A 14,734-nucleotide genomic window follows, 5' to 3' on the forward strand; every position below is an offset into this window, starting at 1 on the left:
CTCGGGCTAGCCTGCAAGAAAGGAGGCACAGATGGAGCCATCTCTGAACGTGCTGGGCGGGCCGTTACAGCCCTGTTCCAACAAACCGCTGACCGGTTTCTTTCGGGATGGCTGCTGCAATACCGGCCCGGAGGATCGCGGCAGCCACACGGTCTGCGTGATCGTCAATGCCGAATTCCTGGCACTGTCGAAATATCTGGGCAATGACCTGAGCACGCCACGCCCGGAATTCCACTTTCCCGGCCTGAAACCCGGCGATCGCTGGTGCCTGTGTGCCGCTCGCTTTTTGCAGGCCGCGCAGGAATTCGCCGCCCCGCAAGTGGTGCTGGAGGCGACCCATGCCCGTGCCGCCGATATCGTCCCCCTCGAATTGCTGCGCGCCCATGCCGTCGATACGCAGAGTTAGCCCCGCATTCCTCGCACTGCTGCTTGCACTGGTCCCGGCGATGGGTGCGGCTCAGGCGAAGCTGGCAGATGGAATGACGATCCGGCCCGACGATCAGCGCCGCCTCGAGGAACTGGATGCCAGTGCGGGCAGCGCGCTGCGCGAGGCTTTCGCCTCTGGCGCATCCCCGGATCTGGCCCTGCTGGCCGAGGCGCTGGCAGGGGTAGCGCTGCCCCCTGAGCAGGCACTGGAAAGGCTTCCCGGCGAATGGTCATGCCGGATGATGAAACTGGGAAACGGGGTTCCGCTGGTCGTCTATCAAAGCTTTTCCTGCGTGGTGACCGAAGATGGCGGCTTCGAGAAGCTCACCGGATCGCAACGCAGCAAGGGGCATCTGCACCGGGATGATGGCCGGCTGGTCTATCTGGGAACCGGTTTCATCGCGGGTGACACGCCGCCACTCTATGCCGAGCTGCCGGACGAAATCAGCCCGCAGGACATGCCGCAACGCGTGCCCGAAGTCGGTGTGGTCGAGATCACCGGTCCGGATCGCGGGCGCATCCTGTTTCCTGACCCCTACCTGGAATCACGCATGAACCTGTTGGCGCTGCAACGTTAAAGCATCGGAAAAGCCGGCAAGTTATCCCTGCCGGCTTGCCGCGTCATTCATATTCGGCCTGTCAGATGCTGCTCTCGCCGCCTTCCGACCCGCCATCGGAATCCGATCCGCCATCCGAATCGGAGCCTTCACCGGAATCCGATCCGGTATCGCTGGAATCGCCGTCGGCGCCGTCCGCATCGGAATCGCTGTCGGTACCGTCCGTGCCGGAATCATCGCCGGTGGAGCCGTCGTCACCGCCCATCCCGCCATCGGCGCCATCATCCGAGGTGCCCTCGTCAGAGCCGTCGTCGGTTACACCGTCGCCGGTTGCGCCATCATCGGTCGAGCCGGTGTCGGTTCCGTCCGACACGCCATCATCCGCAGCGTCATCGGTGCCGTCATCCGTCACGCCGTCATCCGTCACATCCTCGTCGGGGGGCACATCGTCCGCTATCTCCTCTACGGCAGGGGCGAGCTCCGCCGAGGAAGCTTCCTCACCCCGGCGCAGTTCGACCCCGTCGACGGAAACGAGACTGCCATTGGCGATGCTGTAGATCAGTTCGGTCGGCTGTCCGTCGCGCTGTGCGGTCACGGTCATCAACGCGCCCTGCCGCAGGATATGGACATCGGTATAGCCCTGCTCGATCAGCGTCACGGCGACAGCTTCGTCATTCTGCCACTGCTCCAGGATCGGGTAGTCGGTCTCGCGGATCGCGCCCACAGGCGATTCCGTGCTCTGTGCGGCATCGGGAATGGCGACGGTATTGCCCTCGGGCGTATCCACCACCGTCGCTTCATGCGCCAGGGCGCTGGTCCCCAGCAGAACGCTCAGCGCGGCGACCTTGCCGCCCAGTATGGCGAATTTGATCTTATCGGTCAGCATTTGTTGCCTCCTTGATCGGTCATGGCAACAAAACGCATTGCCCAAGGCACAGGTCCGGGCCTTCACGCAGCCGTCATATCAGACAGCGGAACCCCGCCGACGCAACGCATAATCTGCTGATTACGGTCAGATTTTGATGTCGACACCAAGATGCTTGGCAACTGTGAAGATGTCCTTGTCGCCGCGTCCGCACATGTTCATCACGATCAGGTGGTCCTTGGGCAGTTCGGGTGCGATCTTCATCACATGGGCCAGCGCGTGACAGGGCTCCAGTGCCGGGATGATGCCCTCGGTCTCGCAGCACATGCGGAAGGCTGCCAGCGCCTCGTCATCGGTGATGCTGACATATTCGGCGCGGCCCACATCCTTCAGCCAGGCATGCTCGGGACCGATGCCGGGATAGTCGAGCCCGGCGCTGATCGAATAGCCTTCGAGGATCTGGCCATCCTCGTCCTGCAGCAGATAGGTGCGGTTGCCATGCAGCACGCCTGCGCGCCCCCCGGACAGCGAGGCGCAATGCTCCATCCGGTCATCGACTCCCTTGCCGCCGGCCTCAACGCCTATGATGTGGACGCTCTTGTCATCGAGGAAGGGAAAGAACAGCCCCATCGCGTTCGAGCCGCCGCCGATCGCGGCGATGATCGTATCGGGCAAGCGTCCCTCGCGGGACATGATCTGCTCGCGCGCCTCCTTGCCGATGATCGACTGGAAATCGCGGACCATCGCCGGATAGGGATGCGGCCCGGCCACCGTGCCGATGCAATAGAAGGTGTCGCGGACATTGGTGACCCAATCGCGAAGCGCATCGTTCATCGCGTCCTTCAGCGTGCCACGGCCCGAGGTGACCGGCACGACCTCTGCCCCCAGAAGCCGCATGCGGAAGACGTTCGGGGCCTGGCGTTCGACATCATGGGCACCCATATAGACCACGCATTTCAGCCCGAACCGCGCGCAGACCGTCGCCGTCGCCACACCATGCTGGCCCGCCCCGGTCTCGGCGATGATGCGGGTCTTGCCCATGCGCCGCGCCAGCAGGATCTGGCCCAGCACATTGTTGATCTTGTGTGCGCCGGTATGGTTCAACTCGTCGCGCTTGAGATAGATCTTTGCCCCGCCCAAGCGTTCGGTCAGCCGTTCGGCGTGATAAAGCGGCGAGGGCCTGCCCACGTAATGGGTCCAGAGATCGTCCATCTCGGCCCAGAATGCCGCGTCGGTCTTGGCCCGCTCGTATTCGGCCTCGAGATCGAGGATCAACGGCATCAGCGTTTCGCTGACGAAGCGGCCGCCATAGATGCCGAAGCGGCCCTGTTCGTCGGGTCCGTTCCTGAAGCTGTTCACCAGATCATCGGGCATTGGGTGCGCCTTCGCGGTTGAAGAGGTATTTGGGCAAAGAAGAAGTCTAGAGTGGTTTCTTATAACCGATATGGCTGGGCGTGAAGCCCATGCGGTCATAGAAGCGATGCGCATCGTCACGGCTCTTGTTCGTCGTGAACTGCATCAGGCTGCAACCGGCAGCGCGGGCGCGGTTCTCGGCATCCCCGATCAGCGCCTCGCCGATCTTCTGGCCGCGATGGGAGGCGGCGACGCGGACGCCCTCGATCTGGGCGCGTCGCGCGGCGGAAAGCGAAAGGCCGGAGATGAAGGTGATCTGGTAGCAGGCCACGACCTGCCCTTCGGCCTCGCCGACGATCAGGTGGTTGTTGCCCTCCGCCTGCATGGCATCGAAGGCGGCAAGGTAATGCTCGGAGATGGCGGTTTCGCGATCGCGCCCAAGCACGTCATCGGCCAACAACGCGATGACGGTCGGCACGTCCTCCCTGCGGGCGAGACGGAATTCGGTCATGGCGCCTCCTTTGCGGCGGCGATGAAATCGCGGATGAGGCCGGAATCCTTTTGTCCCGGCGCGGTTTCGACGCCGGAGGATACATCGACGCCGGGTGCCTTGGTCAGGCGGATCGCCTCGGCCACATTCGCGGGAGTCAGCCCTCCGGCCAGCAGCCAGGGCTTCAGCCAGCGGCGACCGACCAGCAGGCGCCAGTCAAAGGCCAGCCCGTTGCCGCCCGGAAGAACCGCGTCCTTCGGTGGCTTGGCATCGACCAGCAGCATGTCCGCCACCGTCCCGTAATCAATCAGCTGCGGCAAATCCTCCTGGGTGGCGATTCCCACGGCTTTCATCACCGGAAGGCCGAAACGCGACTTGATCTCGGTCACGCGCTGCGGGCTTTCTCCTCCGTGAAGCTGGATCAGGTCCAGCGGCACCTCAGCCAGCACCGTTTCGAGCAGCGCATCCCCGGGGTTCACGAAAAGGCCGACGCGGGCGATTCCGGCGGGCACCATACCCGCCAGTTCCGCCGCCTGCGCGACACTCAAGGCCCGGGGGGATTTAGGAAAGAAGACAAAGCCCAGATACCGCGCCCCGGCATCGAGCGCGGCGGTGACATGTTCCGGCTCACGCAGGCCACAGATCTTGACCTGTGCCATCGGGATCAGCGCGCTGCGGGCAGCGTCGTGCCGGAGGCGGGATTCGCCGTGGTCACGGGCCGATCCGTGCCCGTCCCTTTGGGCCTGTCGATGATCGCCAGCACCTCGTCGCGGGGATTGGCATGGCGTTCGCGCAGGCTGCCGACCTCCCGCTCCAGTCGCGCCACCTCGGCACTGCGATTGCGGGCCTCGCGCCGGACATGGGCCTCGCGCAGATATTCCCAGATCAGCCCCGCGAGCATACCGAAAGCCACGGCAAGGAAAATAACCATGAACAATGGCAGTTCGACCGACCATTTGCCGCCGAGATAGGCGTCCAGATTCACCGGAAACGCGTTGAGCGTCACCATCTCGCGATTGGCGAGAGCCACCGCCACCAGGACGATGGCCAGCAATACGATGAACAACAGGCGAAGAAAGCGCATCTGGATCCCCTTTACTGGCGCGAGGATGTCGCGCCTTCCTTTGGGTCTTTACTTAGGACGATCAGGCCTCGCCGTTCAACCTGTCACGCAGCAGTTTGCCGGTCTTGAAGAACGGCACATGCTTTTCCTCGACCTCGACGGATTCGCCGGTGCGCGGGTTGCGGCCGATGCGGGCATCGCGTTTTTTGACTGAAAAGGCACCGAAACCGCGCAGCTCGACCCGGTCCCCCCGTGCCATGGCATCGATGATCTCGTCAAAAACGGTGCTGACGATCTTTTCGACATCGCGCCGGAAAAGATGCGGGTTATCTTCTGAAATCTTCTGAATAAGCTCGGACCGGATCATTTTACCTCCCAGGACAGCGGTGGTGACGGTGGAGCCGCGGAGCTGGCAGCTTTCTACCTAACACTTTGGCAACGCAAGAAACAAGGTAAGGGTTTCCTAAGCGATGCCAGCTTTATGGCCAACACGCAAGCCGGATATTACCCGGATCCGCGGCATTTGGCACTCCATCCCCGCATATCTGGCGAGTCCTCGCCGTCCGGCCGATATGTCGACCCGGCACGTCCAACGCCGAATCACAATGTGGAAAATGCCTCTGCGTAGCGTATTGTGCTGCCCGAGGCGATATTGCCGTGCACCTGCAGATGGGGTCCCGCATAGGGCGAATCCAGCTCGGCGGGGACAAAGCCGAAGCGGCTGTAATAGGCGGGATCGCCCAGCACGACCACCGGAACCTCCCCCGCCCGATTCAGGGATTCATGGACCAGCGCGCCGCCGATCCCCAGCCCCCGCGCCCCGGGCGCAACGGCGAGCGGCGCCAATGCAAGCGCCTCGGCATCGCCCGCCAGCGGCGACAGGCCCAGATGACCGATGATGGCGCCCGCCGCCTCGGCGACCAGCGACAGGCTCAGATCGCCCTGGCGGCGAAGCTCCGCGACCAGCCGCGCCTCATCATCGCCATCGAATGCGACACGCAGCATTGCATCTATGGCATCCGCATCGGATGGCTGTTCGGGACGGATGACTGGCCGGATTTCGTGCTTATCGAAATCACGCCCGATATCAATGCTTTGCCTGCCCCATTCGCTGGCACCCGTCCGTGCCTGATGCGCCGCGAAGGCATCGGCATCGGTGAACAGTTCGGACAGATGCCAGATCATCGGATCGTCGTCCTGCCAGATATCGAAGCGCAGGCAGCCGGGCTCGGCACGGCTGAGCCCGACATGTTCGGGCAAATGCGACAGGGCGGTCATCATCTGCGCGGTATCCGAGCAGATCAGCCGCCCCGACAGCGCGATCATAGGGCGGGCCAGGGCGATCGGCGCGCCCTCGCCGCCCTGATCGTGACGGGGATGGTGATGTCCGCAGGCGCAGCTCATGGCGGTGATCCTTTCGCTCGGTCGAAAAATCTTTCCCGACAGAAGCAGCAGAACGCCGGGGACGCAACCCGTGCTTATCCGTCTTCGCGCCCGGCATCTGGTATTGGCGCAAGACATGCCCGGGGCACCCAACCGATATCGCCGACCTCGGCTTCACACAGGACCCAACCATGGGTTTCCCCAAGGCTGGCAAGGATTTGTCCTGTCCTGCAGGTAAGTTCCCTGGCCGAGTAATCACAACCGGACACCAGTTTTCCGGCACGGCATAGCGGTAAGCTATCCGGAATCCAGCCTTCCCGGCCCGTTGCAAAAGAACGCGCCCAGAGCCACAAATGGCCGTCCCAGCAATCCTTGCGCCCGCTCAGTTCCAGCCCTTCACCGGCGGCAAGCTCGATCGGCTGATCATAGGATGCGGACCAGTCGCTGATAACCCGATAGCGCATGAGTCCCCGCCATGCCGTCAGGCATTGAAGAGGAAATGTAGCACGTCGCCGTCCTTGACCTCGTAGGTCTTGCCCTCGACCCGAAGCTTGCCGGCTTCGCGCGCGCCTACCTCGCCATTGCCGGCAATATAGTCGTCATAGGCGATGGTCTCGGCGCGGATGAAGCCTTTCTCGAAATCGCCATGGATCTCGCCCGCCGCCTGCGGCGCCAGCGTGCCCTTGCGGATGGTCCAGGCGCGCGCCTCTTTCGGGCCGACGGTGAAATAGGTCTGCAGGCCCAGAAGATCGTAGCCCGCGCGGATCAGCCGGTCGAGGCCGGCCTCGTCCAGCCCCATCTCGGACAGGAACATCTGCGCCTCGTCGGCGTCGAGCTGGCTGATCTCCTCCTCGATCCGGGCCGAGATCACCACATGCCCGGCCCCCTGCGACGCCGCCATCTCCGCCACCCTGGCGGACCAGTCATTGCCGGTCGCCGCCTCGTCCTCGGCGACGTTGCAGACATAGAGAACCGGCTTGGAGGTCAGAAGCTGTAGCATGTTCCATGCCTTGCGGTCCTCGTCAGTGATCTCGACGCTGCGGGCGGGCTTGCCGTCCTCCAGCGCGGCAAGCGCGAGTTTCAGCAGCCGTTCCTGCGCCACCGCCTCCTTGTCGCCGCCCTTCAGCTTGCGGGTCAGGCCGGTCAGCCGCCGTTCAATGGATTCCATGTCGGCGATCATCAGCTCGGTCTCGATCACCTCGGCATCGGCGATAGGGTCAACGCGGCCCTCGACATGGGTCACATCGCCATCCTCGAAACAGCGCAGCACATGGGCGATGGCGTCCACCTCGCGGATATTGGCCAGGAACTGGTTACCCAAGCCCTCGCCCTTGCTGGCGCCCTTCACCAGCCCGGCGATATCGACGAAGGTGATCCGCGTCGGGATGATCTGCTTGCTGCCCGCGATCCCGGCCAGCCTGTCCAGGCGCGGATCGGGCACGGCAACCTCGCCGACATTCGGCTCGATCGTGCAGAAGGGGAAATTCGCGGCCTGCGCGGCGGCCGTTCTCGTCAGCGCGTTGAACAGCGTGGATTTGCCGACATTCGGCAACCCCACGATCCCCATCCGAAAACCCATTTCAAGCAACCTTTCCTGATCTCGGCGGTTACTTAGGCTGAGGCCCGGCACAAGTCCACCCCGCGGCCCAACAGGAGGAGCCATGACTTTCATCCCTTACCTGTCATTCCAGGGCGAATGCGCCGAAGCCTTCAGCACCTATGCAAGCCTGTTCGGCGGCAAGGTCCAGCTCAGCCGCTTTGACGAGTTGCCCGAGGCGACCGGCATGCCGCCGCTTGAACCCGACCAGGCAGGTTGGGTCATGCATGCGCAACTGACCCTGCCCGATGGCGGCAGGCTCTTGGGCTGCGACAATCCCCCGCAATTCGGCGGCGAACGCATGACCGGATCCTCCATCGCCGTTACACTGCCATCGGAAGCCGAGATCCGGCGGATCTTCGACGGGCTGGCCGAGGGCGGACATGTCAGGATGGAGCCCGGCCCGACCTTCTTCGCCAAATCCTTCGCCATGCTGACCGACCGGTTCGGCGCAAGCTGGATGCTGGTGGTCGAGGCCGATGGGGCTGCCGCAGGGCAATAACGCTTCGCCGTTTTCATGGCAGCCAGAAGAAACTTTGAATTGACCGATGGCGTGCTACACTGTGCCGGGCCGGGTGTGCAGAATGCGCATCCTCCTGGCGGTGAGCGGGAAGAATGCCCATATCGTCGTTGCGAGTTCGAAGGTTGAAGATGAGCAAGAGCGCCGAAAACCATACCATTCGCCTGCTGCAGGAAATGCGGAAGGAAATGAACGAACGCTTCGATAGGGTAAGCGAACGTTTCGACGGGGTGGATGCCCGTATTGACGGGGTGACACATATATTGACGCTGCTTGCGGCGAATATGCATTCGCATGACGACCGTATCACGGCACTGGAAGAAAAGCCCTAGGTTCCTGCCCCTTCCCTGCCCCGCTTGTGGAAGCTTCCTGCGTTTCGATTTCCGCTCCCCCGCATCCGGAACTTGCGCGGGCGGGCAACGAAACCTCGGCTTCTTGGCATTGCCCCGGCATCTCGACCTCGCCCCGCATTGCACCGCCCGCATATGCAGGCTAATCCTGCCGGGACGGATTGCAGGGGCGGGCCATGACCAGGATAGACGACAGATTCGCGCAGCTTCGGGCACAGGGCAAAAAGGCCTTCGTCGCCTATATGATGGCCTCGGACCCCGATGACGCCACCGCGCTGGAGATCATGCGCGGCCTGCCCTCTGCCGGAGTAGACATCATCGAGCTGGGCATGCCCTTCACCGATCCGATGGCCGACGGCCCGACCATCCAGGCAGCGGGACAGCGGGCATTGGCCGCCGGCGGCAGCGTCACCCGGACGCTGGACATGCTGCGCGAATTCCGCAAGCAAGACGACAGCACCCCGGTCGTGCTGATGGGCTATTACAACCCGATCTATGCCCGCCCCGGCGGAGTGGAGCAGTTCCTGCGCGACGCGAAAGAGGCCGGGGTCGACGGGCTGATCGTCGTCGACCTGCCCCCCGAGGAGGATGACGAGCTCTGCGTTCCCGCCGCCCGCGCCGGGCTGAACTTCATCCGCCTCGCGACGCCCACGACCGATGACCGCCGCCTGCCCGCCGTGGTCCGGAATACCAGCGGCTTCGTCTATTATGTCAGCGTCACCGGCATCACCGGCGGCCCCGCCGCCAATGCCGCCGAAGTCGCCCCCGAGGTCGCACGCATCCGCAAGGCCGCCAATCTGCCGGTCGTGGTAGGCTTCGGCATATCAACCCCCGAGGCCGCCGAGAAAGTCGCGTCGGTCGCCGATGGCTGCGTCGTCGGCAGCGCCATCGTCAAGCTGATCGGCGAGGGCCGCCCGGTGCCCGAGATCCTCACCTTCGTCCGCGACCTGGCTGCCGGAGCGCATCGCGGCTGATCCCATATGCTCGAACTCGACCATTTCGCCATCGCCGCCAGCAGCCTCGAGGAAGGGGCAGCGTGGCTGCGGGACCGGCTCGGGGTCGAATTGCAGCCGGGCGGCAAGCATCCCGCTCTTGGCACGCATAACATGCTGCTTTCGCTCGGGCCCCGCGAATATATCGAACTCATCGCCATCGATCCGGACGCCCCCCGCACCGACAGCCCCGGCTGGTTCGGGCTGCGGGATTTCACCGGCCCGCCCCGGATCGCCGGTTGGGTGCTGCGGCAATCCCCGCTGGAAGCGCCCGAAGGCACCCATATCGCCGAGGTCAGCCGCGCCGATCTGCGATGGCGGATCACGCTGCCCGATACCGGCCAGATGCCGGGCGAAGGCACCACGCCGATGCGCATAGACTGGGGCAACGGGCCGCATCCCTCGGACAGGCTTCCCGATCACGGGCTGCGCCTGACCCGGCTGACCATATCCGCGCCCGTGGCCCAATCCCTGCCGCTCGACGATCCTCGCATCTCGCTGACGACTGGTCCGGCAGGGTTCAAGGTCCGCATTACCACTCCGACCGGCGAGGTTCTGCTGTGACCCTCATCCGCGCCGCCCATCCCGAGGATGCCCGTGCTGTCGCCGAGATCTGGAACCCGATCATCCACCACACCGCCATCACTTTCTGGCCGAACGAGCGAAGCGAGTCCGAAATCGCCACCATAATCCGGGACCGCCAGGCGTCGGGCCATCCCTTCCTGCTGTCGCAGGACGAAGCGGGCAAAGTAACCGGCTTTGGCTCTTACAGCCAGTTCCGCGCGGGCGGCGGTTACGCGAAGAGCATGGAGCACACGATCAACCTTGCCCCGGAGGCGCGCGGGACGGGGGCTGCGGCACTGCTGCTTACCGCTCTCGAGGATCATGCACGCGTCGCGGGCCACCGCCTGATGATCGGCGGGATTACCGCCAGCAACGAGATCTCGATCCGCTTCCACGCCCGGTTGGGCTATGCCGAGTGGGGGCGCATTCCGGCAGCAGGTTGGAAATTCGGGCGCTTTCATGATCTGGTGCTGATGGGCAAGGATCTGACCGCCTGACGCCGATGGGTGGCCCCGCCGCTGCTCGCCCGCCGCGAATGCACAGAAAACAGGCAGGGCGATACAGATATTGCGTCTGAATTTTTCATGGACTCCGCCATGGAACGCAGGGGCGGACCGGTGTGACATTCTGCGCAATTCTGCCCCTACCCTAGCGCCTCCATAGCCGTTAGTCTGGGGGCATGGATACGAGCCCGCGCCAACCCGTCTGCCCGAACCTGCCGAAGCCCCGCAGCTTCTGGCAGCGTATCGCCGACCGCCTGGCGGCGATGCTCGGGCGGCAGCGTGCGGCGATCCCGCCCGAGCGCTCGGTCGCCTTCACCATCGCCGTGATCGCACTCGGCGCCAAGCTGGCCAAGGCTGACGGCGCAATCGCCCGTTCCGAAGTCACGGCCTTCCGCCGCGTTTTCATCATCCCGCGGGCCGAGGAAAAAAACGCCGCAAAAGTGTTCGATCTGGCCCGGCAGGACGTGGCGGGATTCAATGCCTGGGCCCGCCGGATTGCTACCATGTTTCCTGCCGGTGACCCGGTTCTCTCCGATGTGATCGAGGGTCTGTTCATCATCGCCCTCGCCGATGGCGATTTGCACGAGGCCGAAATCGAGTTCATCGACGAGGTTCGTCGCATCTTCGGACTGACGCAAGCCCAGGTCAGTGCGATTCGCGTCCGCCACGATCCGAAGGCGGGTTGCCCGCCCTGCGAGGTCCTGGGCATCCCCATCGAAACACCGCTGCCCGAAGCCCGCAAGCACTGGCGCAAGCTGATACGCGAGGCCCATCCCGACCGCGCCATAGCCCGCGGCCTGCCGCCCGAGGCGATCCGTCTTGCCGAAGCCCGAACCCGGCGCCTCAACGAGGCGTGGGAGAAGTTTCGCGCCATGCACAGCCCTCCGGCCTCGATACAAGGCTGACGTGACACGAAGCCCCCGATCCGTTTCCTTCCTCTCCGGAAAGGACGAATCGGGGGCCTGACAGGTTGCGGCCTGCGGTCTCGGCGCATTGCCTGCGGCAACTTCCACCGGAAATGGCTCAGGCGGCGATTCCTTCGGGAACCTGGGCCCCGGTCATGTAGGCCACCGCATCCGACATCGAATGCTCCCTGGGGTCGATGACGGCAAGCCTGCGGCCAAGGCGGTGGATATGGATCCGGTCCGCGACCTCGAACACATGCGGCATGTTGTGGCTGATCAGGATGATCGGTATCCCGCGCGAACGCACGTCCTGGATCAGTTCCAGAACCTTGCGGCTTTCCTTGACGCCGAGCGCCGCGGTGGGTTCGTCCAGGATGATGACCTTCGAGCCGAAGGCCGCGGCCCGCGCCACGGCCACGCCCTGGCGCTGACCGCCCGACAGGGATTCCACCGCCTGATTGATACTCTGAATGGTCGTCAGCCCCAGTTCCGACAGCTTCTGCCGGGCGAATTTCTCCATCGCCGGGCGGTCCAGCTTGCGCAGCCATTTGCCCATGAAGCCGGGTTTGCGCAATTCCCGCCCCATGAACATGTTATCGGCAATCGACAAAGCCGGCGACATGGCGAGGGTCTGGTAGACCGTCTCGATCCCGACGTTGCGGGCATCGATGGGAGAGGAAAAACTGACCTTCTTCCCCTCCAGCCAGATCTCGCCCTCATCGGGAATCACCGCGCCGCACAACGCCTTGACGATGCTGGACTTGCCTGCCCCGTTATCGCCGATCACGGCAAGGATCTCTCCCGGCATCAGGTCGAAATCGCTGCGATTGATCGCGGTGACCTTGCCGTAACGCTTGACCAGCCCGCGCGCCTTGAGAATGGGTTCCATCACGCTGTTACCTTTCTGATCCATTGGTCCACGGTTACCGCGCCGATGATCAGCGCACCGATGAGGAGATAGGTCCATTGGGCATCGGCCCCGGCCATCCGCAGGCCCAGTTCGAACACGCCCACGATCAGCGCTCCGAAGAAGGCGCCGAGGATCGAGCCACGCCCGCCGAAAAGCGAGATACCCCCGATCACCACCGCCGTGATCGACTGGATATTGCCGAATGTGCCGGTGGTCGCCGAAGGCGAGATGGAACCAAAGCGCCCTATCATCACCCACCCGGCCAGCGCGCAGATGAAGCCCACCAGCATATAGACCGACATCAGCGTCTGATTGACCTTGACGCCGGCAAGCTTTGCCGCCTCGGGATCGTCTCCGACCGCATAGACATGCCGGCCCCATGCGGTGGATCGCAGGCAATAGGCCAACACCACCACCAGGATCAGCATCAGCACCACGCCCAGGTTGAGTTTCGCCCCGCCAAGTTCGAAGGTCCGGCCAAGGAACTGCAGGAACGAGGCCTCGGTCGCGATATCCTGCGAACGTATGGTTTCATTGGCGGAATACAGGTAGTTGGCGGCAAGGACGATCTGCCACATGCCCAATGTCACGATGAAGGGCGGCAGCTTTACGCGGCTGACCAGCCAGCCGCTGATCGCACCGATCCCCGTGCCGATGGCCAACCCGCAGACCACCGAGATCGGGGCCGGGATGCCATAACGAAAGGTGAACTGTCCCATGATGACCGAGGTAAACACCGCGATGGCGCCGACCGACAGGTCGATCCCGGCAGTCAGCACCACCAGCGACTGTGCCGCCGCCAGCACGCCGACAATCTGCACCTGCTGCAGGATCAGGGTCAGCGCATAGGCGGAAAAGAAATTACTGCCCACCGCGATTCCAAAGACGATGATCGACGCGACCAGCACGATCAGCGGGACCAGCGAGGGTGTCGCGTGCAGCGCATGGTGAAAATGGCCGATCAGGCCCTTCTTGTGTTCTTCGAAGCTGGCGACCTCGGACGAAGCCGATTGGACAACCGCCTCATAATTGTCGCTGTCTGACATGGGTTCCCCCCTGATTTCCGTGGCCCAGCCACGACGGAACGGTTGATCGAGAGGGGCGGTCAATGATCCGCCCCAATGCAATTTCTATCGTGATCACACCGGATCGCAGGGGTTAGCCCCAGCACAGTTCCTTGCCTTCCGCGACCGGGATCGACTCGATCCCCTCGGCGGGTTTGTCGGTGACCAGTTTCACCCCGGTGTCGAAGAAGCCCTTGCCTTCCGTCGCCTGCGGCTTGGTGCCGTCCTTAGCGAAGGCGGCAATGGCCTCGATCCCCTTGGATGCCATCAGCAGGGGATATTGCTGCGAGGTCGCGCCGATCACTCCGGCCTCGACATTCGCCACGCCCGGACAACCGCCATCCACCGACACGATGGTCACGTCGCCTTCCCGGCCGACCGCTTTCAGTGCCTCATAAGCACCTGCAGCGGCAGGCTCGTTGACGGTATAAACCAGATTGACGAAAGGCTCCTGCGCCAGCAGGTTCTCCATCGCCTTGCGCCCGCCTTCTTCATTGCCCTGCGTCACGTCATGGCCGACGATGCGCGGATCGTCCTCGTCGCCCCATTTGTTCTCGTCGCCCAGCTCGATGCCGAAACCGGCCAGAAATCCCTGGTTGCGCAGCACGCCCACGCTTGGCTGCGCAATGTCGATATTGAGCAGGGCGATCTTGGCATCGGCAGCTGCATCCCCCATCGTCGCCTTTGCCCATTTCCCGATCAGTTCACCGGCCAGGAAGTTGTCGGTGGCGAAGGTCATGTCGGCCGCGTCGATCGGATCCAGCGGCGTATCCAGCGCGATGACCAAGAGCCCGGCATCTCGCGCCTGCTGAACCGATCCCACGATGGCAGAGCTGTTCGAGGGCGTGATCAGGATCCCCTTTGCCCCGTTGGCGATACAGGTCTCGATCGCGGCAACCTGGGTTTCATTGTCGCCATCGACCTTGCCTGCGAAAGTGTCCAGCTCGATGCCGAGTTCCTTGGCCTTTGCGGTCGCACCCTCGCGCATCTTCACGAAAAACGGGTTGGTGTCCGTCTTGGTAATCAGGCAAGCCTTCGCGGAATCCTGTGCCTGGGCCAGACCGGCGCTTGCGGCAAGCACGGATGCGGCCAGAGACAGGCGGATAATGGTTGATTTATGCATGACGTGATCTCCTCCATCACAAGCGGGCCGGTTGCCCGATCTGCCGGAAATAAGCACCGAACGACACCA

General features: G+C 63.6%; 20 protein-coding genes. 8 read left to right on the top strand and 12 right to left on the bottom strand.

All coding sequences use genetic code 11. From position 1 onward, the window contains the following. The first annotated feature begins 31 nt into the window (after positions 1 to 31). Together C9E81_RS02395 and C9E81_RS02400 are read left to right on the top strand one after the other, a co-directional pair. Entirely contained in the window at positions 32 to 406 is a 375-nt protein-coding gene (locus C9E81_RS02395) for a DUF2237 family protein (RefSeq protein ID WP_122110703.1), read from the top strand. 73 nt (positions 407 to 479) lie between these two features. After that, positions 480 to 1,004: a DUF4893 domain-containing protein gene (locus C9E81_RS02400; protein ID WP_166461794.1), complete on the top strand. Its 525-nt coding sequence runs from the start codon at positions 480 to 482 to the stop codon at positions 1,002 to 1,004. A 61-nt stretch (positions 1,005 to 1,065) separates the two neighbouring features. Here C9E81_RS02400 and C9E81_RS02405 read toward each other — a convergent pair whose 3' ends face one another. The 9 genes from C9E81_RS02405 to ychF form a co-directional block, all read right to left on the bottom strand. Further along, on the bottom strand, positions 1,066 to 1,869 hold the full coding sequence (locus tag C9E81_RS02405) for a hypothetical protein (protein WP_122110705.1): 804 nt from the start codon (positions 1,867 to 1,869) through the stop codon (positions 1,066 to 1,068). A 126-nt stretch (positions 1,870 to 1,995) separates the two neighbouring features. Further along, positions 1,996 to 3,222 (bottom strand): tryptophan synthase subunit beta, encoded by a 1,227-nt coding sequence (gene trpB, locus C9E81_RS02410; protein ID WP_122110706.1) that lies wholly within the window; start codon positions 3,220 to 3,222, stop codon positions 1,996 to 1,998. Between the two features lie 46 nt (positions 3,223 to 3,268). Further along, on the bottom strand, positions 3,269 to 3,712 hold the full coding sequence (locus tag C9E81_RS02415) for a GNAT family N-acetyltransferase (RefSeq protein WP_122110707.1): 444 nt from the start codon (positions 3,710 to 3,712) through the stop codon (positions 3,269 to 3,271). Continuing rightward, on the bottom strand, positions 3,709 to 4,350 hold the full coding sequence (locus tag C9E81_RS02420; protein WP_122110708.1) for a phosphoribosylanthranilate isomerase: 642 nt from the start codon (positions 4,348 to 4,350) through the stop codon (positions 3,709 to 3,711). The genes C9E81_RS02415 and C9E81_RS02420 overlap by 4 nt, the downstream gene beginning before the upstream one ends. A 5-nt stretch (positions 4,351 to 4,355) precedes the next feature. Next, the gene (locus tag C9E81_RS02425) at positions 4,356 to 4,775 is read right to left on the bottom strand and encodes a LapA family protein (RefSeq protein ID WP_122110709.1); all 420 of its coding nucleotides are present in this window, start codon (positions 4,773 to 4,775) and stop codon (positions 4,356 to 4,358) included. Between the two features lie 61 nt (positions 4,776 to 4,836). Then, the gene (ihfB, locus tag C9E81_RS02430; RefSeq protein ID WP_279432700.1) at positions 4,837 to 5,133 is read right to left on the bottom strand and encodes an integration host factor subunit beta; all 297 of its coding nucleotides are present in this window, start codon (positions 5,131 to 5,133) and stop codon (positions 4,837 to 4,839) included. Positions 5,134 to 5,354: 221 nt separating this feature from the next. Next, positions 5,355 to 6,158, bottom strand: a complete 804-nt coding sequence (locus C9E81_RS02435) for a GNAT family N-acetyltransferase (protein ID WP_122110711.1) — start codon at positions 6,156 to 6,158, stop codon at positions 5,355 to 5,357. 74 nt (positions 6,159 to 6,232) lie between these two features. Continuing rightward, complete coding sequence (locus tag C9E81_RS02440) at positions 6,233 to 6,601, bottom strand: SH3 domain-containing protein (protein WP_122110712.1); 369 nt, start codon at positions 6,599 to 6,601, stop codon at positions 6,233 to 6,235. Positions 6,602 to 6,618: 17 nt separating this feature from the next. After that, the gene (ychF, locus tag C9E81_RS02445) at positions 6,619 to 7,716 is read right to left on the bottom strand and encodes a redox-regulated ATPase YchF (RefSeq protein WP_122110713.1); all 1,098 of its coding nucleotides are present in this window, start codon (positions 7,714 to 7,716) and stop codon (positions 6,619 to 6,621) included. An 82-nt stretch (positions 7,717 to 7,798) separates the two neighbouring features. Here ychF and C9E81_RS02450 point away from each other — a divergent pair, with 82 nt between their 5' ends. From C9E81_RS02450 to C9E81_RS02475, 6 genes are all read left to right on the top strand, one after another. Next, entirely contained in the window at positions 7,799 to 8,236 is a 438-nt protein-coding gene (locus tag C9E81_RS02450; RefSeq protein WP_122110714.1) for a VOC family protein, read from the top strand. 149 nt (positions 8,237 to 8,385) lie between these two features. Next, positions 8,386 to 8,586 (top strand): hypothetical protein, encoded by a 201-nt coding sequence (locus tag C9E81_RS02455; protein ID WP_122110715.1) that lies wholly within the window; start codon positions 8,386 to 8,388, stop codon positions 8,584 to 8,586. A 194-nt stretch (positions 8,587 to 8,780) separates the two neighbouring features. Beyond that, positions 8,781 to 9,578: a tryptophan synthase subunit alpha gene (trpA, locus tag C9E81_RS02460; protein WP_122110716.1), complete on the top strand. Its 798-nt coding sequence runs from the start codon at positions 8,781 to 8,783 to the stop codon at positions 9,576 to 9,578. A 6-nt stretch (positions 9,579 to 9,584) separates the two neighbouring features. Beyond that, entirely contained in the window at positions 9,585 to 10,160 is a 576-nt protein-coding gene (locus tag C9E81_RS02465; RefSeq protein ID WP_122110717.1) for a VOC family protein, read from the top strand. Beyond that, positions 10,157 to 10,657, top strand: a complete 501-nt coding sequence (locus tag C9E81_RS02470) for a GNAT family N-acetyltransferase (RefSeq protein ID WP_122110718.1) — start codon at positions 10,157 to 10,159, stop codon at positions 10,655 to 10,657. Before C9E81_RS02465 ends, C9E81_RS02470 begins: the two co-directional genes overlap by 4 nt. Before the next feature lie 182 nt (positions 10,658 to 10,839). Beyond that, entirely contained in the window at positions 10,840 to 11,568 is a 729-nt protein-coding gene (locus C9E81_RS02475; RefSeq protein ID WP_122110719.1) for a molecular chaperone DjiA, read from the top strand. 118 nt (positions 11,569 to 11,686) lie between these two features. Here the strand turns inward: C9E81_RS02475 and C9E81_RS02480 are convergent, their stop codons facing one another. The 3 genes from C9E81_RS02480 to C9E81_RS02490 form a co-directional block, all read right to left on the bottom strand. Beyond that, entirely contained in the window at positions 11,687 to 12,457 is a 771-nt protein-coding gene (locus C9E81_RS02480) for an ATP-binding cassette domain-containing protein (protein WP_122110720.1), read from the bottom strand. Further along, positions 12,457 to 13,524 carry an ABC transporter permease gene (locus C9E81_RS02485; RefSeq protein WP_122110721.1) on the bottom strand — a complete coding sequence of 356 codons (1,068 nt, stop codon included), beginning with the start codon at positions 13,522 to 13,524 and terminating at the stop codon, positions 12,457 to 12,459. The genes C9E81_RS02480 and C9E81_RS02485 overlap by 1 nt, the downstream gene beginning before the upstream one ends. A 112-nt stretch (positions 13,525 to 13,636) precedes the next feature. Continuing rightward, positions 13,637 to 14,665 carry a sugar ABC transporter substrate-binding protein gene (locus C9E81_RS02490; RefSeq protein WP_122110722.1) on the bottom strand — a complete coding sequence of 343 codons (1,029 nt, stop codon included), beginning with the start codon at positions 14,663 to 14,665 and terminating at the stop codon, positions 13,637 to 13,639. Positions 14,666 to 14,734 lie beyond the last annotated feature (69 nt).

The sequence above is a fragment of the Paracoccus alkanivorans genome, from assembly GCF_003697785.1.
GTDB classification, from domain to species: domain Bacteria; phylum Pseudomonadota; class Alphaproteobacteria; order Rhodobacterales; family Rhodobacteraceae; genus Paracoccus; species Paracoccus alkanivorans.